Source organism: Rhodococcus parequi (assembly GCF_046042785.1).
GTDB lineage: Bacteria > Actinomycetota > Actinomycetes > Mycobacteriales > Mycobacteriaceae > Prescottella > Prescottella parequi.
On the sequence record NZ_JBDLNV010000005.1, the window covers coordinates 249,644 to 267,495 of the forward strand.

The following is a 17,852-nucleotide window of genomic DNA, read 5'->3' on the forward strand; positions in this document are numbered from 1 at the left end:
GTCAAGTCATCCTTTGGCGAGCTTGCGCAGATTCACGGACGGATCGGCCAGAGCGGCCGGATCCACAGGAAGAGCGCGGTCGATGATGATGCGCGCGGCCCGCACTGCGGGACCGCCGTCGATGAACGCGGCTCCGACCAGGGTGTCGCCCCGGACTCGGAACACCATCTGCGGTCGGGTGGCGTCGTCGGGGTGCGGCCGGATCACGGTCTCGCCCTCGGCGGTCATCGATCCGACGCCCTGCACGTGGATCCCGTGCCGGTCGGACCAGAACCAGCCCGCGCACTCGGGGTCGGGTTCCTGCCCCAGGACGCGGGCGGCGACCGCGCGTCCGTTCAGTTGTGCTGCTTCCCAGTGCTCTTCGCGTCGGTGCAGGGTGCCGTCGGCAGCGCGTCGGCGCGCGACGTCACCGGCGGCGAACACGGCCGGATGGCTCGTGCGGAAGTGTTCGTCGACGAGCACACCGCCGTCCACGTCGAGACCCGCGGCTTCTGCGAGCTCGGTCGACGGGATCGACCCGACGCCCACGAGTACCGCGTCGGCGAGGAGTTCCTCGCCGGTGGTCAGTACGACGGTCACGGATTCGCCGGTCGGCCGGATCTCCGAGACGCCTGCGGTGTACACCGCGATGCCGTGTTCGGTGTGCTGGTCGTGCAGGTAGCGCGCCATCTCGGGGCCGACCGCGGGAACGATCGGCGGATCGAGCGGATCGACCAGCGTCACGGTCGCGCCCAGCTGCAGTGCCGCCGAGGCGGTTTCGGCGCCGATGAGGCCGGCGCCGATCACGATCAGTCGCGCCCCCGGAACCAGGCGTGCCTTGAGGGCGCGCGCGTCGTCGATCGTGCGCAGCAGGTGCACCTGCGGCAGGTCGCCGCCGGGGACCGGCAACGGTCGGGCGCCGGCGCCGGTGGTCAGGATCGTCACATCCGCGTCCAGGCGGGTGCCGTCGGCCAGTTCGACGATCCCGTCGTCGGGTTTCAGTGCCGTCACCGCGGCCCCCGTGCGGAGAGTGATCCGCTGCGCGGCATACCAATCGGGCTTGGCCAGGGCGAGATCGGACTCGTCGGCAGTGCCGAACATGAAGGCCTTGGACAGCGGCGGACGGTCGTACGGGGCGGGCCCGCCGTCGACGAGCGTGATCTCGCCGTCGAAGCCGCGGGTGCGGAGTTCGCCGGCGGCACTGACACCGGCGAGTCCGCCACCCACGACGACGATGCGCTCGGGAGTGCTCACGGGATCGGTCATTGCGCGGCAGCCTGGCCGGGGTACAACCAGATCTCGTCGCCCTCGACCTCGACCTTGTGGGCCGCGACGTCCTCGGTGGCGGGCATGGACAGCACGGATCCGGTGCGCAGGCAGAACTTGCCCGAGTGCAACGGGCACTCGACCTGCCCGCCCTCGATCCAGCCGTCCGCGAGGGAGGCCTCGCCGTGGCTGCACCGGTCGTTGAGCGCGAAGTACTCGCCCTCGTCGTGGAAGACTGCGATCGGTTCGCCCGTGCCGGTCTGCTCGGCGTCGACGACCAGCGCCTCGCCGTCCTCGATGTCGCCGACCGCGCCGATCTTGATCTTGGTGATGGTCTCGCTCACTTCGCGCTCTTTTCGTGCCATGCCGGTGTGTTCATCAGTTCTGCCCAGCGCCGGTAGAAGCCGCGGCCGGCAGCGTCGCTGTACAACTCGCTGGTCTTGCCGGGGTAGACGCCGTCCTCACGCTCGGAGCCCAGGCCCATCTGGTAGTTCAGCGGCACACTGTTGGTCATGAAACCGCCTGCGATGGACTGGCATTCGCTCCAGTTCTCGCCGTCGTCCTGCTCGAAGATGCCGCTGGGACCGAAGGTGCGCAGGTTGTAGAGACGCTGCGCCTCACGCACGTCCTCGGGCATCGACTTGTCGACGATGGTCCACGCCCAGACCTCCATCTTGTCCGGGCCCTTGGGGTGCCAGACGCGGATGCTGCCGTTGACGGGCAGGTACGAGAAGTTGGGGAAGACGGTCGCGTGACCGGTGGTCATCGGCCCCTCGACGCGCTCGTCGCCGAGGCGTTCACGCAGCGCGTCGTAGTCGTAGTAGTCGTGCACCGGCTGCGCGTCGAAGCGGCTGCGCGGGTGCGTCGGGAAGCCTGCACCGTGACCCAGCGGGTCGCTGAACTGGCGGCCGGGGGTGTTGACGATCTCGGACTTGGGGCCGCGGCCGGTGGGGGAGAGCACCATCAGCGCCGACGCGTGCGACATGTTGACGTGGTACCAGTCGGTGGCGAACTGCTCGGCCGCCAACTTCCAGTTGCCGTCGAGCACCCATTTGTGGATGCCGCCGACGGCGACCGTGCCCTCCGGATCGCGGTCGAGCATCGCGTCCATGTAGTAGGCCATGCCGCCGAGCGCTTCCTTCAGCGGCGGCGCCGCCGGATTCCACGTCGCGAAGATCAGCCCGTGGTAGGTGTCGAGCTGGGCGACCTCGACCAGGCCCCAGTCCTTCTTGTCGAAGGATTCCGGGTAGCCGGCCTCGTTCGGGACGCTCACCAGCTTGCCGGCGGTGTCGAAGCTCCAGCCGTGGTAGGTGCACGTGAAGTTCTTGGTGGCGCCGAAATCCGCGCGGCACACCCGGGCGCCGCGGTGGCGGCACGAGTTCAGGAACGCCCGGATCGTGCGGTCCTTGCCCATCGAGACGATGACCGGATCCTCGCCCATGTAGGTGGTGAGGAAGTCGCCGGGCTTGGAGATCTGCGACGTGTGCCCCAGGAACAGCCAGCTCGGGGCGAAGATGCGGCGCAGCTCCTGCTGGTAGATCGACTGGTCGGTGAAGACCGCGCGATCGACGTAGCCGTTGTCGGTGTCGACCATCGTCGACACGTCGACGAACGTGGTCAGGGCGGCCGGCCGCTGGATCGAGCCCGTGATCGGGCTGCCTCCATCGGAGGTACACATGAGTCGTCTCCCTTGAACTTCGGCGATGCGGACGGTGACGTCGACCAGCCGGGTGCGAGGCCCAGCCGGGTATGACAACAGGAGACAACCGCGACTGCTTTCGATGCCAGCGGTCGTGCCGAGGTGCGGAACGCGCGCTCGCGCGAGATACACCGACAGGCCGAGCATGGGTATCCGAACAGATGTTTCGCAGCGCCGCACCCGGTCGCTGTGTCCGACAGCACAGGAGATTTCATGCTCGCAGCCGTCGCCGTCGCCCAGAACGCGGACGACCCGCTGGGAGGACTCGAACTTCGCGAGGTCCCCGATCCGGTCGTCCCGGACGGCTGGGCCAAGGTCGCGGTTCGCTCGTCCGCCCTCAACATGCACGACGTGTGGACGCTGCGCGGCGTCGGACACCCGGCCGACCGGATCCCCATGGTCCTCGGCTGCGACGCGGCCGGTGTCGACGAGGACGGCAACGAGGTGATCGTCTACCCGGTGATCGCCGACGCCGACGGCGGCATGGGTGACGAGACGCTCGACCCGAACCGCGCGCTGCTGTCCGAGCAGCACGACGGCGCGTTCGCCGAATACCTCGTGGTTCCCCGCCGCAACCTGATCCCCAAGCCGGAGTGGCTGTCGTTCGACGAGGCCGCGTGCCTGCCCGTCGCGTGGACCACGGCATACCGGATGCTGTTCACCCAGGCGCGGATCACGGCCGGCGACCGCGTGCTGGTGCAGGGCGCCGGCGGCGGTGTCGCGACTGCCGCGATCAGCCTCGCCGCCGCGGCGGGCGCCAAGGTGTACGCCGCGAGCCGCAGCGCCGAGAAGCGCGCCACCGCGCTGGAACTGGGTGCGCACACCGCGGTGGAGGCGGGCGCACGCCTCCCCGAGAAGGTCGACGTCGTCATCGAGACGGTCGGCGAGGCCACGTGGGCGCACTCGATGCGCTCGCTTCGTCCGGGCGGCACCATCGTCATCGCCGGCGCGACGTCGGGGTCCAACCCGCCCGCCGACCTGACCCGCATCTTCTATCTGCAGCAGCGCATCCTGGGTTCGACCGGATGCACCCGCGCCGAGCTGGTGTCGATGCTGCGGATGATGGAGGCCACCGGGCTGCGGCCGAAGATCGACCGCGTGATCCCGTTGCAGGACATTCACGCCGGCTTCCAGGCCATGATCGACGGAGACGTCAACGGAAAGGTCGTGGTGAAGGTTTCGTGAGCATCTGGATCGGCGATCCGACCATCGACATCGCCAACGACAAGGGCGCGGACACGCTCAACCGGAATCTCGGCATCGAGATCACCGAGATGACCGAGAACTCGCTCCGCGGCCGGATGCCGGTCGACGAGCGGACGAAGCAGCCGGCCGGTGTCCTGCACGGCGGCGCGTCGGTCGCCTTGGCGGAGACGCTCGCGAGCTGGGCGTCGATCTTCGCGGTGGACCGCAGCAGGTTCCACTGCGTCGGCATGGAGATCAATGCCAACCACGTGCGTCCCGTGAGCTCGGGATGGGTACACGGCGAGGCGACGCCGCTCGCGATGGGCCGCAAGACGCACGTGTGGGAGATCAAGATCGTGAACGACGAGGGCAAGCTGGTCTGCGTGTCTCGCTGCACGATGGCGGTGCTGGAGATGCCCTCGCAGTACTGACGGCCGCCACGCCGGGTGCCGGCACTCGGGTATGCCTTGAGTGCTGGCACTCGCATGTATAGAGTGCTAGTCGACGCTGAGCGAGTCCCGGCACCCGCGACGACGGGGCACGTGAGGAGTCACGTGGTGACTGAACTTATCGTGGTCCGAGGAACAGCCTCGGGCCCAACGAAACCCCTGAAAATGGAGGGCTCATCGTGGCGAGCGTGAACATCAAGCCGCTCGAGGACAAGATCCTCGTCCAGGCCAACGAGGCCGAGACGACGACTGCCTCCGGCCTGGTCATCCCCGACACGGCGAAGGAGAAGCCCCAGGAGGGCACCGTCGTCGCCGTCGGCCCCGGCCGCTGGGACGAGGATGGCGAGAAGCGCATCCCCCTGGACGTCCAGGAGGGCGACACCGTCATCTACAGCAAGTACGGCGGAACCGAGATCAAGTACGCCGGCCAGGAGTACCTGATCCTGTCGGCTCGCGACGTTCTGGCTGTCGTCGCGAAGTAGGCCTCACGCCTCCCGCCCCGGAGTTCCTCATCGGACCCGGGGCGGAGTGCGTTTCCGGCGGTAACCCTGAAATCCGTTTCGGGACGAAACCCTGAATCTCAGGAGTAGCTGAATCAATGTCCAAGCAAATTGAGTTCAACGAGAAGGCCCGGCGCGCGCTCGAGCGCGGCGTCGACCAGCTCGCCGACGCCGTGAAGGTCACCATCGGCCCCCGCGGTCGGCACGTGGTGCTCGCCAAGGCATTCGGTGGCCCCACCGTCACCAACGACGGCGTGAGCATCGCGCGCGAGATCGAGCTCGAGGACCCGTTCGAGAACCTCGGTGCGCAGCTCGTCAAGAGCGTCGCCACCAAGACCAACGACGTCGCGGGCGACGGCACCACCACCGCCACCGTGCTGGCCCAGGCGCTGGTCAAGGCCGGCCTGAAGAACGTTGCGGCAGGCGCGAACCCGATCGCCCTCGGCGTCGGCATCGCCAAGGCCGCCGACGCGGTCTCGGAGGCACTGCTCGCCGCCGCGACGCCGGTCGAGGGCAAGGACGCCATCGCGCAGGTCGCCACCGTCTCGTCGCGCGACGAGGAGATCGGCGAGCTGGTCGGCGAGGCCATGACCCGTGTCGGAGTCGACGGCGTCGTCACGGTCGAGGAGTCCTCGACCCTGCAGACCGAACTCGTCGTCACCGAGGGCGTGCAGTTCGACAAGGGCTTCCTGTCGCCGTACTTCATCACCGACATCGATGCGCAGCAGGCGGTGCTCGAGGACGCGCTGATCCTTCTCTACCGCGAGAAGATCAGCTCCCTGCCCGAGTTCCTGCCGCTGCTCGAGAAGATCGCCGAGTCCGGCAAGCCGGTCCTGATCATCGCCGAGGACATCGAGGGCGAATCGCTGTCGACCCTCGTCGTGAACTCGATCCGCAAGACGATCAAGGCCGTCGCCGTCAAGGCGCCGTTCTTCGGTGACCGCCGCAAGGCGTTCCTCGAGGACCTCGCCGTCGTCACCGCCGGCACCGTCATCACCGCCGACATGGGTGTCACGCTCAAGGACGCCGGCCTGGACCTGCTGGGCAGCGCCCGTCGTGTCGTCGTCACCAAGGACGAGACCACGATCGTCGACGGCGCAGGCACCGAGGCCGACATCGAGACCCGCGTCGGCCAGCTCAAGCGCGAGATCGAGAACACCGACTCCGACTGGGATCGTGAGAAGCTCGAGGAGCGCCTCGCGAAGCTGGCCGGCGGCGTCGCCGTCATCAAGGTCGGCGCGGCCACCGAGACCGACCTCAAGGAGCGCAAGTTCCGTGTCGAGGACGCGGTCAACGCGGCCAAGGCTGCGGTCGAGGAGGGCATCGTCCCCGGCGGCGGTTCCGCCATCGTGCAGGCCGGTCGGGCCCTCACCGATCTCGCAGCGTCGCTCTCCGGCGACGAGGCCACCGGTGTCGAGGTCGTGCGCACCGCGCTCGAGGCTCCGCTGTACTGGATCGCCACCAACGCCGGCCTCGACGGTGCCGTCGTGGTCAGCAAGGTCTCCGAGGCGCCCAAGGGCCACGGTTTCAACGCCGCGACCCTCACCTACGGCGACCTGCTCGCCGACGGTGTCGTCGACCCCGTCAAGGTGACCCGCTCCGCGGTTGTCAACGCCGCGTCGGTCGCTCGCATGGTGCTCACCACGGAGAGCGCCGTCGTCGAGAAGCCCGTCGAGGAAGCAGCGGACCACGGCCACGGCCACGCTCACTGATCTCCTCGGCACCTGCCGACGCGAAAGACCCCCGGACGAATTCGACGAATTCTTCCGGGGGTCTTCTGCTTTCGAGGGTCTCGGCCTCAGGTGAGCGGGATCGCGGCGAACATGGTGCCCGTCGGGTGCGACGACCCGCCGGGCGGCTCCACCGTGAAACCGAGCTGCGTCGCGCCGTCGAGATCCTGCAGAACCGCGGTCGTCGTGGGGGAGACCTGCTCCGGTCCCATCGTGCCCGCCGGCACCGGCTCACTGTCCCGGACCAGCCACATCTGGTACACCGTGTCCGGTTGCGGCGGTGCGACGCCGTTCATCACGAGCATCGCGGCATTCGCATCCTTGGAGTACATCGCGGTCGCGGTGCCGCCGCCCGGAATGTCCGTCGACGACGACTGCATATCCGGGGAGTCGAGGATCTGCGCGGTCACGGACGGTGCCGGGGGCGCCTGAGTGACCTGCCGGCCGATGACGACGCCGCCGACCAGGAACACGACGGCAGCTGCGGCCGACGCGACCGCGACCTGCCAGCGGCGCTTGCCGTTTCGCCGCTCGTCGTTTCGCTGCTCGTCGTTTCGACGCTTCGCGAGGTCGTCCCCCGACACCTGCCGCAGCAGGTCGCGGCGCAGCGATGCGGGTGGCGTGACGGCGACGAGCGAACTGGCTGCCGCCATCGTCTCGCGCGCCAACCGGACCGCCGTGTCGAACTCCGCCCGGGTCGTCTCGTCCGCGTCGCCCAAGCGTGCGTCGAGCGCACGAAGGTCCTCGTCGTCGAGGGCGTGGAGGGCGTACAGGTGCGCCCACTCGATCAGGTCGTCGTCCACGTCACATCACCCCCAGACATCCTCTGAGCCTTGCCAATCCATCTCTGATGCGGGTCTTCACCGTCGGAACGGCGACGCCCAGTTCGCCCGCGACCTCGCGGTAGGTCCGGCCACCGTAGTACGCGAGCGTCACCGACTGGCGTTGGAGGTCCGTGAGTGTCTGCATGCAGTCGACCACCGCCTGACGTTCCGCACGGCGCGTGACCTCCTCGGTGACCTCGTCGAACTCGTCGGTCCGGTTGGTGGTCTCGTAGACGATCTCGCGATCGGTGTGCGACTGCTCCGATCGGACGCGGTCCACGGCTCGGCGATGCGCGAGAGTCATCAGCCACGACAACGGTGACCCGCGGCCGGAATCGAACCCGGCGGCGGACTTCCACACCTGGAGGTAGACCTCCTGCGTCGTCTCCTCCGAGAACCCCGGGTCTCGGAGCACCCGCAGGACGAGTCCGTACACACGGGGGCCGGTGCGGTCGTAGAAGGTGGCGAAGGCGGCCTGGTCGCCGCGCGCGACCCGCGCCAGGAGCGCTCGTAGTTCGTCGGACTCGGCGCGGCGGACGGCAACGAGTCCGACGTTGTCCGCCGGGCAGAAGTCGTCACCACCGGAGGGTCCGGCCGAACTCACACGTGCTCGCTCGGGTGCATAGTGGACAACCGTAGCGTGCATCGGCCGGATCCTCTCGGGCGGTGGTGACTGTGGTGCGTTCTGCCGGCGGATCTACCGGCGGGGATCTACTGGGGCATGAGAACCGAGTCGATCAGGTAGACGGTGGCGTTCGAGGTCTTCACGCCGCCGCACACCACACCGGCCTGGTCGACCTTCAGGTTGTCGCCCGAGCCCGTCACCGTCACGTCGCCGCCCTCGACCGTCGTGTGCGTGCCGTCGACCTCACTCGGCGGCAGCTGACCGGGCACGACGTGGTAGGTGAGGATCTTGGTGAGCAGGGCGTCGTCGGTCTTCAACTGGTCGACCGTCGCGGGATCCAGCTTCGCGAAGGCCGCATCGGTGGGGGCGAAGACGGTGAACTGTCCGCCGTTGAGGGTGTCGACGAGATTCACGTCCGGGTTGAGCTGACCCGACACCGCGGCCGTGAGTGTCGTGAGCATCGGATTGTTCGACGCGGCGACCGCGACCGGATCCTGCGCCATGCCCGAGACCGAGCCGGGCCCGTCCGGGACCGTGGCGGCGTACTCCGCGCAGCCGGGGCCCACCAGATCAGCGGCGGGGGCTGCCGAGCCGGACGTCATCATGCCCGATTCGCTCGGCATCGACGAGGACATGGACGGTGTGGACGACGTCGTGGAGTCGGACGAGTCGTCGGACGAACAGGCGGCCACTCCGAACAGGGCGATCGAAGCGGTGGCGGCGGCGGCGATGACGCGGGGCGTCTTGGAGTTCATGGGATTGCCTTCCTGACGGCGGGTTCCGTGCACTGTCGCTAAGTGCTTCGGAGCCGCCGGGCAGGAGGACGGGTCGGATTCGCGGTGGGTGGGAATGGAGGCTGTCACCGGGACTGGAACAGCGCGCCCCGGAGACGACGAAGCCCGGGACACCGGTGCGTGGTGGTGGTGTCCCGGGCTTCGTTCAACGTCGGTCAGGCGATGCGGCGCCGTGACTGTCGGGTGAGGATCTCGCGCTCGGACTCCGACATTCCTCCCCAGATGCCGTACGGCTCGCAGACCGTCAGTGCGTGGTTCCGGCACTGGGCCAGGACCGGGCAGCTTCGGCACATCTCCTTCGCGCGGCTCTCCCGCTGAGCCCGCGCCCGTCCACGTTCCCCGTCAGGATGGAAGAACACCGACGATTCGACGCCACGACACAGCCCACGCATCTGCCAATCCCAGATGTCGGCGTTTGGGCCGGGTAGATGGTTTGGAACAGGCATCAGTACTCCTCTGTCAGCAGGCTCGCGGTGACTCTGCGAGCGGCCCGCCACCCCCCGGGTGGACGAGACCAATGAATCGGTCATGCCCCGCAACCGTAAAGGTGTATACGAAATCCCGTCAACACTTTCGACTAGTGGCGATTTGCATATCTTGGGGGCGAAGAATTAACGCCCTGGACATTTACATGCGGTCAGGTGTGTGATTGCGTGCCAGTAAGGGGCGTGAACGTGTTCCTGCACGTGGTTGCGCGTGTCTCCTGAACGGTCGTCCTGAATGTTCTCGCTCCGTGGGTTACTCCCGAGTATTCTTCGGCGATTGTCGTTAACCCGGCCGCCACATATTCTTCAAACTTGGAGGACGTGACTCGGTGGACGTCGATCTTGGTGCGTAAATAATGTTTGACGGTCGTCCAGTTGGAGAATTGTCAACTTTCTGGGATTTGTCGGCCTCGGGCTCCCTGTGGGCGGGAACCTGCGGCGCCGAGCGCAGTGCGATGATCACCGGATGCTGTTCGACGCTGCGTTCGGCTCCACGCCGGGCCGGAACCCGTTGCCCGTTCCGTCGGATCCGACGGGGCGCTGGCTGCGTGCGGTCGCACTGGGTGGGCAGGGCCGGTACGCGCAGGCCAGGGCGGCGCTCGACGACCTGCAGCGCATGCCGGGTCTCGATCCGGCGCTCGCCTCGCTGGCGTCGAGCACGCGCGCGTCCTTGTTGCGTCAACTCGGCGGCCACGCGGTGGCGTCCGGATACGACGGCGCCGCGCTGGCGCTGATCGGAACCGGTGGTCCGGACGATCGGTGGTGGCACGAGGCGCGTTGCGACGCGCTGACCGGTCTCGCTGCCGACGCTCTGGGCTGCGGTCGGCTCGCGCTCGGCCGACGCTTGCTCGAGCGGTGTGCCACACACCTCGCCGGCGTGGGGGACGAGGACGCGCTGTGGCGTCAGCACGTGCGGCTGGACTGGGTCACTGCGGAGATCGCGCTGGCGTCCGGAGATTTCGCGACCGCGACGGCCTGCACCGACAGGGCTGTCGAGCGGTCCGCGAGCCACCCGTCGGTGCGTCATCGCATCAAGTCGGCGCTGCTCTCCGCCGCTGCCGCAACCGGTCTGCCGACACTCGACCGCGCGATCGGGACCGCCGAAGGAGTGCTCGCGGACAGTGGCGCGCACGGACTGCTGCCGCTCCGCTGGGCGGCGGCGATGTTGCTCGACGGAGTCGGGTCGGATCCCGCCGTGCGGGCCGTGCGGGACGAGTGCGCCGCCGAGATCGCAGGTCGGGGCGGGAAGTTCGCAAAATGACCGCCGGATATTCCGACGATGCGATGTCCGGTCGGACTCTGTAGTTAGAGTGACAGGGTTCCGCTGCGAGGTGGAAGCACACCCGGCTGGGGGGACGTGCCACTGTAACGCCAGGATCCGCTCTGACGATGTCTAACACGGGTGAGGAGTTGAACTCCGCAGTCGCTGCTGCCGCGCAAGGTGACCGGAGCGCTCTGGCCCAGGTTCTCGCCAGTATCCGCCCATTGGTCGTGCGGTATTGCAGGGCCCGGGTCGGTGCCGCCGAACGCGGCCAGTTGTCTGCGGACGACGTGGCACAGGAAGTGTGCCTCGCGGTGATGACGGCGCTTCCCAGGTACCAGGACCAGGGCCGGCCGTTCATGGCGTTCGTGTACGGAATCGCCGCGCACAAGGTCGCCGACGCGCACCGAAACGCGGCGCGTAACAAATCCGATCCTGTTGCTGAAGTACCAGATGTCGTGTCCGCGGACGACAGCCCGGAGGAACGGGCTCTCAACTCGGAGACGAGCCGACAGGTGAACGCATTGCTGCAGACGCTTCCCGAGAAGCATCGCGAGATCCTCGTCCTCCGGCTCGTCGTCGGGTTGTCGGCCGAGGAGACGGCGGCGGCAGTCGGTAGTACTGCCGGAGCGGTGCGCGTGGCTCAACACCGGGCTCTCGCGAAGTTGAAGAAGGAAGTGACGAAAGCAGGTGAGAGACATGGCTAGGGGAAACAGTGGCGAGCCGGGCGACCCCCACGCCGATCTCGCCGGAAACGGCATGCCGATCGATGTCGCCGCGGTCCGCCGCGACGACGCCCTGATCGACGCGATCTCCACCGACGGGCCCGTTGCGACGGATAGCTCCGAGGAGTATCAGGTCGCGGCTCTGCTCTCGAACTGGCGTGCCGAGATCCTCGCGCAGCCGATGCCGGCCGAACCCGATCTCGACGACATCGTCGCGCGGGTCCAGGCCGAACTCGGTGCCCGGGACGCTCTCGTCACCCGCACCCGTTCCGGCCGCAACCATCTGCGGCTGCTTCGCCCGATCGCTGCAGCCGCGGCCGTCGTCGCGATCGCGATGGGTGGCATGACGATCTTCTCCTACAACGCCGAACCCGGTGATCCGCTGTGGGGTGTGAAGCAGGTCGTCTTCACCGAGCGGGCCGCGTCCACCGTGGCGAAGATCGACACCACCTCCAACCTCGAGGAAGCGGAGCGGCTCATCGCGTCCGGCGATGCCGCCGGTGCGAAGGCCAAGCTCGATTCGGCAGGTGCCCGCGCGAGCGCGGTCAACGAGGCGGGGACCCGCGACGAACTGAACGTGTGGCGTCAGCGCCTGCTCACCGAGCTGGACAAGGCCGTACCGCCGCCGGCGACTCCCGCGCCGCCCGCGACCGGTGCCGCCACTTCCAGCGCCGTCGACTCGTCGACTACGGATCCCGGGGCAGAACTGTCGCCATCGAACCCGGGGATCCCGGGCTGGCCGGTGGACCCGCGTTCGCTCGGCATTCTCCCCGGCACGTCGACGGCACCGTCGTCGTCCGCTGCGGCGTCGTCCACGCCCACCACCAACCCCGCAACCCCGTCGTCGGGGACGCCGTCACCGACGACGACCACGACGGCACCGTCGTCGACGTCGACCACGAAGGCCTCGAGCGGATCCCTGGGCGGGCCGTCCCCGGTCACGCCGTCACCCTGACACCACACACGCCGACATACGGCACACGACTACGGCCCGGCGAGTTTCCTCGCCGGGCCGTAGTCGTCGTTCGTGGGGCTGGAAATCAGCCTCAGAGATCGAAGCTGTCGCCGTGCAGTGCGTCGTTCATGGATGCGTCCGCGTAGCCGCGGCAGTAGTCCCACGTCACGTACGCGTCGGGCGCCGGATCGTAGGCCGGCTCGTGCGGACGAACCGTGCCGTCGACGAGCAACTGGAGCAGATTCGCGCGCAGCATGTCCCAGTCGTGGTAGTGATCCTGCTGACAGTCGTCGCAGCACACCACCAGTCCGCGGATGCCGCGATGACTCAGGAGTGCCTCGTACACCGCGAGATCCGCGAGATCTTCTTCCACGGCGAGACGCTCGTGGGGGTCGAGCGGCTGACCCGGCTCGATCGCGTCGAGCGCAGCGGACGGGTCGGCGGGGTCACCAGCGAAGGGGTCCGGGGGAAGGCCGGGAGGCAGTTGATCGCGCACAACACCACGGTACGCAGGTCAGCCCGGTCTGCGCTAGCTAGATCACGTCCGGTGCGTCGCCGAGCGTCCGTGAGCCGCCCGGAGCGAGCCGGTATCCGCGAGCCGATACCATGGACGGCGGGCGAAGGAATAGTTTCCGGCGTCCATACCTTCTTCCTTTACCGATCGACGCTTGATGGAGGGCCCGAGCCGCATGAGTAGTTCCGCAGGGCACGTGCACACCGGGGGAGACGACCCGAACAAGGTTGCGATGCTGGGTCTCACCTTCGACGACGTGCTGCTGCTGCCCGCGGCATCGGACGTCGTCCCGAACCAGGTCGAGACCTCGACCCAGCTGACGCGCGAGGTCCGGCTGAACGTGCCGCTCGTGAGTTCCGCGATGGACACCGTCACCGAGGCGCGCATGGCCATCTCGATGGCGCGTGCCGGCGGCATGGGTGTGCTGCATCGCAACTCGTCCGTCGAGGCGCAGGCCGGATGGGTCGAGACCGTCAAGCGGTCCGAGGCCGGCATGGTCACCGACCCGGTCACGTGCCGGCCGACCGACACCATCGCCGACGTCGAGGCCATGTGTGCGCGTTTCCGCATCTCCGGTCTCCCGGTCGCGAACGACGCCGGCGAGCTCGTCGGCATCATCACCAACCGCGACATGCAGTTCGAGGTCGACCAGAACCGTCAGGTCGCCGAGGTCATGACCAAGGCGCCGCTGATCACCGCGCGTGAGGGCGTCACCGCCGAGGTCGCGCTCGGTCTGCTGCGTCGCCACAAGATCGAGAAGCTGCCGATCGTCGACGGCCAGGGCAAGCTCACCGGGCTCATCACGGTCAAGGACTTCGTCAAGACCGAGCAGTACCCCAACGCCACCAAGGACCGTGACGGACGCCTGCTGGTCGGTGCCGCGGTCGGCGTCGGCGACGACGCGTGGACCCGCGCGATGGCGCTCACCGATGCGGGCGCGGACGTCCTCGTCGTCGACAGCGCGCACGGCCACTCCCGCGGTGTGCTCGAGATGATCACCAAGCTCAAGGCCGAGATCGGCGACCGGGTCCAGCTCATCGGCGGCAACGTCGCGACCCGCGCCGGCGCCCTCGCGCTGGTCGAGGCCGGCGCGGACGCCGTCAAGGTCGGTGTCGGTCCCGGTTCCATCTGCACCACCCGCGTCATCGCCGGTGTCGGTGCCCCGCAGATCACCGCGATCCTCGAGGCCACCGCGGCGTGCAAGCCGCTCGGCGTCCCGGTCATCGCGGACGGCGGCCTGCAGTTCTCGGGCGACGTCGCCAAGGCCCTCGCGGCCGGCGCGTCCGCCGCGATGCTCGGTTCCCTGCTGGCCGGTACCGCCGAGTCGCCGGGCGAGCTGATCCTGGTGGGCGGCAAGCAGTTCAAGAGCTACCGCGGCATGGGTTCGCTCGGTGCGATGCAGAGCCGTGGTCAGGGCAAGTCCTACTCGAAGGACCGCTACTTCCAGGACGACGTGCTCGCCGAGGACAAGCTGGTTCCCGAGGGCATCGAGGGCCGGGTGCCGTTCCGTGGCCCGCTCGCGCAGGTCATTCACCAGCTCACCGGTGGTCTGCGGGCGGCGATGGGTTACACCGGCTCCGCCACGATCGAGCAGCTGCAGGAGGCGCAGTTCGTCCAGATCACTGCGGCCGGTCTCAAGGAGAGCCACCCGCACGACATCACCATGACGGTCGAAGCGCCCAACTACGCTGCCCGCTAAGCACACAACACAATCGAGAAAGGGGCGCGCGTGCGCGACCTCGTCGAAATCGGCATGGGCAGGACTGCCCGACGCACCTACGAGTTGGACGACATCAACATCGTTCCCTCTCGCCGGACCCGTTCCTCCAAGGAGGTGTCGACGGCCTGGCAGATCGATGCGTACCGCTTCGACATCCCGGTGCTGGCTCATCCGACCGACGCGCTGGTGTCGCCGTCGTTCGCGATCGAGCTCGGCAAGGCCGGCGGTCTCGGTGTCATCAACGGTGAGGGCCTGTGGGGTCGGCACGCCGACGTCGAGCAGAAGCTCGTCGAGCTCGCGGAGATGGCGGAGAAGGAAGTCGATCCGGACGCTGCCGTCGCGCGCCTGCAGGAACTGCACGCCGCGCCGATCCAGCCCGGTCTGCTGGCCGCCGCTGTCGCGCAGGTCCGCGACGCCGGTGTCACCATCGCCGTCCGGGTCAGCCCGCAGAACGCTCGCGCGCTCACACCGGAGCTGGTCAAGGCCGGCATCGACCTGCTGGTCATCCACGGCACGATCATCTCGGCGGAGCACGTCGCGCACGGGGACAGCGAGCCGCTGAACCTCAAGACGTTCATCTCCGAGCTCGACGTCCCGGTCATCGCGGGTGGCGTGAGCGATCACCGCACCGCGCTGCACCTGATGCGTACCGGCGCGGCCGGTGTCATCGTGGGCTACGGCTCCACCGAGGGCGCCACCACCACCCGTGAGGTCCTCGGCATCGGCGTCCCCATGGCGACGGCGATCGCCGACGCCGCCGCGGCGCGTCGTGACTACCTCGACGAGACCGGTGGCCGCTACGTGCACGTCATCGCGGACGGCGACATCACCACGTCGGGTGACTTCGCGAAGGCCATCGCGTGCGGTGCCGACGCGGCCGTCATCGGCGCGCCCCTCGCGGTCGCGCAGGAGGCTCCGGGCGGCGGCTGGTTCTGGCCGTCCGCTGCGGCGCACCCGTCGATGCCGCGCGGCTCGCTGCTGCCGGTGTCGTACGGCGAGCGTCCCGCTCTCGACCAGGTGCTGAACGGGCCGTCGGACGACCCGTACGGTTCGCTCAACTTCGTCGGCGGCCTGCGTCGTTCGATGGCGAAGTCGGGCTACTCGGATCTCAAGGAGTTCCAGAAGGTGGGCCTGAGCGTTCGCGCCTGACCTGCCCTTCCCTCTGTGGCCGAATGTCACATCCGTTCAGTTGGACTGAACCGGTGTGACATTCGGCCACAGTCGTTCCACGGATCCCGCACCATTGGTGGAACCTGTAGTTACAGTTAGGGCACCCTTGTGGCTCGGGTCACAGGAAAGCGGTGCATACTGGCGAGTAGCAAACCCGGTTCTTCGGTGGAGGTGTGCAAATGGGCAAGCAGCGTGCGACCGACTACGACGTGCTCGTCGTCGGCTCGGGATTCGGTGGCAGCGTCACCGCGCTCCGGCTGGTGGAGAAGGGCTACAAGGTCGGAGTGCTCGAGGCGGGCCGTCGGTACGAGGACGCAGACTTCGCCAAGACGTCGTGGGATCTCAAGCGGTTCCTGTGGGCGCCTGCCCTCGGGTGTTACGGCATCCAGCGGGTCCACCTGCTCCGCGACGTCCTGATCCTCGCCGGTGCGGGCGTCGGCGGCGGTTCGCTCAACTACGCCAACACCCTCTACAAGCCGCCGGCCTCGTTCTTCGAGGACCCGCAGTGGCGCGACATCACCGACTGGGACTCCGAACTCACGCCGCACTACGAGCAGGCCCGCAAGATGCTCGGCGTCGTGCAGAACCCGCACATGACGCCCGCCGACGAGGTCATCAAGTCGGTCGCCGAGGACATGGGTGTGGGCGAGACGTTCATCCAGACGCCGGTCGGTGTGTTCTTCGGCGAGGCCGGCGAGACGGTCCCCGACCCGTACTTCGGCGGCGCCGGCCCGGCCCGTACCGGCTGCATCGAGTGCGGTGAGTGCATGACCGGGTGCCGCCACGGCGCCAAGAACACCCTCATCAAGAACTACCTCGGTCTCGCCGAGAAGGCGGGTGCCACGATCGTCCCGATGACGACCGTCGAGTCGCTGCACGAGGCGTCGGACGGTACGTGGGACGTCGTGACCCGACGTACCGGGGCGAAGGTTCGCAAGAATCACAAGACGTACACCGCGAAGTACGTCGTCGTCGCGGCCGGCACGTGGGGTACCCAGCACCTGCTGCACAAGATGAAGGACACCGGCACACTGCCGAAGCTGTCCGACCGGTTGGGTGAGCTCACCCGCACCAACTCCGAGTCGATCGTCGGCGCCGGCAAGTACAAGGTCGACCCCGCGATGGATCTGACGCACGGCGTTGCGATCACGTCGTCGTTCCACCCCACCTCGGACACCCACATCGAACCGGTCCGCTACGGCAAGGGCTCCAACGCGATGGGCCTGCTGCAGACGCTCATGACCGACGGCGGCGGCTCCACCCCGCGGTGGGTGAAGCTGCTGAAGCTGATCGCCGCCAACCCCGGCAAGATGCTGCGGATGCTGTCGGTGAAGGACTGGAGCGAGCGCACGATCATCGCGCTCGTGATGCAGAACCTCGACAACTCGATCACCACGTACACCAAGCGCGGAGTGCTCGGCCGCCGCAAGGTCACCAGCAAGCAGGGCCACGGCGAGCCGAACCCGACGTGGATCCCGGCCGGGAACGAGGCCACCCGCCGGATCGCCGACAAGATCGACGGCGTCGCGGGGGGCACGTGGGGCGAGGTGTTCAACATCCCGCTCACCGCGCATTTCCTCGGGGGCTGCACGATCGGCTCCGACGCCGACCACGGCGTCATCGATCCCTACCACCGCGTGTACGGCTACCCGACGCTGAGCGTCGTCGACGGTGCCGCGGTGTCGGCGAATCTGGGCGTGAACCCGTCGCTGACGATCAGCGCGCAGGCCGAGCGGGCGGCGTCGCTGTGGCCGAACAAGGGCGAGCAGGACACCCGGCCCGCGCAGGGCGCGCCCTACCGGCGAGTTCCCGTCGTCGCGCCGAATTCCCCGGTGGTGCCGGCCGGCGCGCCGGCCGCGTTGACCCTCCCGATCGTCGAGATCCGTGGAGGTCAGAAGGAGGACACCGAAGCGGGGAGCGGGGTCGCCTAGGCCGGGGAAGGCGTCGGAGCTGCGCATATTAGACTGTGCA

At 68.2% G+C, this 17,852-nt stretch carries 18 protein-coding genes; 10 read left to right on the plus strand and 8 right to left on the minus strand.

The genetic code is table 11. From position 1 onward, the window contains the following. Positions 1 to 6 precede the first annotated feature (6 nt). From ABEU20_RS15680 to ABEU20_RS15690, 3 genes are read right to left on the minus strand one after another with little or no spacing between them, the layout of a single operon-like run. Positions 7 to 1,245: an NAD(P)/FAD-dependent oxidoreductase gene (locus ABEU20_RS15680; protein WP_420165310.1), complete on the minus strand. Its 1,239-nt coding sequence runs from the start codon at positions 1,243 to 1,245 to the stop codon at positions 7 to 9. Continuing rightward, complete coding sequence (locus ABEU20_RS15685; RefSeq protein ID WP_420165311.1) at positions 1,242 to 1,589, minus strand: bifunctional 3-phenylpropionate/cinnamic acid dioxygenase ferredoxin subunit; 348 nt, start codon at positions 1,587 to 1,589, stop codon at positions 1,242 to 1,244. Before ABEU20_RS15685 ends, ABEU20_RS15680 begins: the two co-directional genes overlap by 4 nt. Beyond that, a complete protein-coding gene (locus tag ABEU20_RS15690) occupies positions 1,586 to 2,923 on the minus strand; it encodes an aromatic ring-hydroxylating dioxygenase subunit alpha (protein ID WP_420165312.1) in 1,338 nt (445 codons plus the stop codon). The genes ABEU20_RS15685 and ABEU20_RS15690 overlap by 4 nt, the downstream gene beginning before the upstream one ends. Before the next feature lie 234 nt (positions 2,924 to 3,157). Here ABEU20_RS15690 and ABEU20_RS15695 point away from each other — a divergent pair, with 234 nt between their 5' ends. From ABEU20_RS15695 to groL, 4 genes are all read left to right on the plus strand, one after another. Then, positions 3,158 to 4,129, plus strand: a complete 972-nt coding sequence (locus tag ABEU20_RS15695; RefSeq protein ID WP_420165313.1) for a zinc-binding dehydrogenase — start codon at positions 3,158 to 3,160, stop codon at positions 4,127 to 4,129. Then, positions 4,126 to 4,560 carry a hotdog fold thioesterase gene (locus ABEU20_RS15700; protein WP_420165314.1) on the plus strand — a complete coding sequence of 145 codons (435 nt, stop codon included), beginning with the start codon at positions 4,126 to 4,128 and terminating at the stop codon, positions 4,558 to 4,560. Before ABEU20_RS15695 ends, ABEU20_RS15700 begins: the two co-directional genes overlap by 4 nt. A gap of 197 nt (positions 4,561 to 4,757) precedes the next feature. Then, positions 4,758 to 5,060 carry a co-chaperone GroES gene (gene groES / locus ABEU20_RS15705; RefSeq protein ID WP_005518479.1) on the plus strand — a complete coding sequence of 101 codons (303 nt, stop codon included), beginning with the start codon at positions 4,758 to 4,760 and terminating at the stop codon, positions 5,058 to 5,060. A 116-nt stretch (positions 5,061 to 5,176) separates the two neighbouring features. Further along, entirely contained in the window at positions 5,177 to 6,790 is a 1,614-nt protein-coding gene (gene groL, locus ABEU20_RS15710) for a chaperonin GroEL (RefSeq protein WP_420165315.1), read from the plus strand. Positions 6,791 to 6,876: 86 nt separating this feature from the next. Here groL and ABEU20_RS15715 read toward each other — a convergent pair whose 3' ends face one another. The 4 genes from ABEU20_RS15715 to ABEU20_RS15730 all read right to left on the minus strand — a co-directional run bounded on the left by ABEU20_RS15715 (position 6,877) and on the right by ABEU20_RS15730 (position 9,497). Beyond that, the gene (locus ABEU20_RS15715; RefSeq protein ID WP_420165316.1) at positions 6,877 to 7,611 is read right to left on the minus strand and encodes an anti-sigma factor; all 735 of its coding nucleotides are present in this window, start codon (positions 7,609 to 7,611) and stop codon (positions 6,877 to 6,879) included. A 1-nt stretch (position 7,612) separates the two neighbouring features. Further along, positions 7,613 to 8,278 carry a sigma-70 family RNA polymerase sigma factor gene (locus ABEU20_RS15720; protein ID WP_420165317.1) on the minus strand — a complete coding sequence of 222 codons (666 nt, stop codon included), beginning with the start codon at positions 8,276 to 8,278 and terminating at the stop codon, positions 7,613 to 7,615. Between the two features lie 65 nt (positions 8,279 to 8,343). Next, complete coding sequence (locus ABEU20_RS15725; protein ID WP_420165318.1) at positions 8,344 to 9,012, minus strand: fasciclin domain-containing protein; 669 nt, start codon at positions 9,010 to 9,012, stop codon at positions 8,344 to 8,346. 194 nt (positions 9,013 to 9,206) lie between these two features. Then, positions 9,207 to 9,497, minus strand: a complete 291-nt coding sequence (locus tag ABEU20_RS15730) for a WhiB family transcriptional regulator (protein ID WP_420165319.1) — start codon at positions 9,495 to 9,497, stop codon at positions 9,207 to 9,209. Between the two features lie 505 nt (positions 9,498 to 10,002). Between ABEU20_RS15730 and ABEU20_RS15735 the strand changes: the two genes are divergently transcribed. From ABEU20_RS15735 to ABEU20_RS15745, 3 genes are all read left to right on the plus strand, one after another. Beyond that, positions 10,003 to 10,797 (plus strand): hypothetical protein, encoded by a 795-nt coding sequence (locus tag ABEU20_RS15735; protein WP_420165320.1) that lies wholly within the window; start codon positions 10,003 to 10,005, stop codon positions 10,795 to 10,797. A 128-nt stretch (positions 10,798 to 10,925) separates the two neighbouring features. Further along, positions 10,926 to 11,504, plus strand: coding sequence for a sigma-70 family RNA polymerase sigma factor (locus ABEU20_RS15740; protein WP_420165321.1), 579 nt, complete (start codon positions 10,926 to 10,928; stop codon positions 11,502 to 11,504). Continuing rightward, positions 11,497 to 12,477, plus strand: a complete 981-nt coding sequence (locus ABEU20_RS15745) for an anti-sigma-D factor RsdA (RefSeq protein ID WP_420165322.1) — start codon at positions 11,497 to 11,499, stop codon at positions 12,475 to 12,477. Before ABEU20_RS15740 ends, ABEU20_RS15745 begins: the two co-directional genes overlap by 8 nt. A 91-nt stretch (positions 12,478 to 12,568) precedes the next feature. On the opposite strand, the gene ABEU20_RS15750 is transcribed toward ABEU20_RS15745, so the two are convergent. Further along, positions 12,569 to 12,973, minus strand: coding sequence for a DUF5319 domain-containing protein (locus tag ABEU20_RS15750; RefSeq protein WP_420165323.1), 405 nt, complete (start codon positions 12,971 to 12,973; stop codon positions 12,569 to 12,571). Positions 12,974 to 13,166: 193 nt separating this feature from the next. Here ABEU20_RS15750 and guaB point away from each other — a divergent pair, with 193 nt between their 5' ends. The 3 genes from guaB (at position 13,167) to ABEU20_RS15765 (ending at position 17,812) form a co-directional block, all read left to right on the plus strand. Continuing rightward, entirely contained in the window at positions 13,167 to 14,690 is a 1,524-nt protein-coding gene (gene guaB / locus ABEU20_RS15755; protein ID WP_420165324.1) for an IMP dehydrogenase, read from the plus strand. A gap of 30 nt (positions 14,691 to 14,720) precedes the next feature. Then, entirely contained in the window at positions 14,721 to 15,860 is a 1,140-nt protein-coding gene (locus ABEU20_RS15760; RefSeq protein ID WP_420165325.1) for a GuaB3 family IMP dehydrogenase-related protein, read from the plus strand. 200 nt (positions 15,861 to 16,060) lie between these two features. Further along, positions 16,061 to 17,812, plus strand: a complete 1,752-nt coding sequence (locus ABEU20_RS15765) for an FAD-dependent oxidoreductase (protein WP_420165326.1) — start codon at positions 16,061 to 16,063, stop codon at positions 17,810 to 17,812. The last annotated feature ends 40 nt before the right edge of the window (positions 17,813 to 17,852 follow it).

Coding starts and splice junctions, on each gene's coding strand:
- ABEU20_RS15745 (WP_420165322.1), top strand. CDS start 11,497: ATGGCTAGGGGAAACAGTGGCGAGCCGGGCGACCCCCACGCCGATCTC.
- ABEU20_RS15735 (WP_420165320.1), top strand. CDS start 10,003: ATGCTGTTCGACGCTGCGTTCGGCTCCACGCCGGGCCGGAACCCGTTG.
- ABEU20_RS15720 (WP_420165317.1), bottom strand. CDS start 8,278: ATGCACGCTACGGTTGTCCACTATGCACCCGAGCGAGCACGTGTGAGT.
- ABEU20_RS15740 (WP_420165321.1), top strand. CDS start 10,926: ATGTCTAACACGGGTGAGGAGTTGAACTCCGCAGTCGCTGCTGCCGCG.
- ABEU20_RS15765 (WP_420165326.1), top strand. CDS start 16,061: ATGGGCAAGCAGCGTGCGACCGACTACGACGTGCTCGTCGTCGGCTCG.
- ABEU20_RS15690 (WP_420165312.1), bottom strand. CDS start 2,923: ATGTGTACCTCCGATGGAGGCAGCCCGATCACGGGCTCGATCCAGCGG.
- ABEU20_RS15730 (WP_420165319.1), bottom strand. CDS start 9,497: ATGCCTGTTCCAAACCATCTACCCGGCCCAAACGCCGACATCTGGGAT.
- groL (WP_420165315.1), top strand. CDS start 5,177: ATGTCCAAGCAAATTGAGTTCAACGAGAAGGCCCGGCGCGCGCTCGAG.
- ABEU20_RS15725 (WP_420165318.1), bottom strand. CDS start 9,012: ATGAACTCCAAGACGCCCCGCGTCATCGCCGCCGCCGCCACCGCTTCG.
- ABEU20_RS15695 (WP_420165313.1), top strand. CDS start 3,158: ATGCTCGCAGCCGTCGCCGTCGCCCAGAACGCGGACGACCCGCTGGGA.
- ABEU20_RS15680 (WP_420165310.1), bottom strand. CDS start 1,245: ATGACCGATCCCGTGAGCACTCCCGAGCGCATCGTCGTCGTGGGTGGC.
- guaB (WP_420165324.1), top strand. CDS start 13,167: ATGAGTAGTTCCGCAGGGCACGTGCACACCGGGGGAGACGACCCGAAC.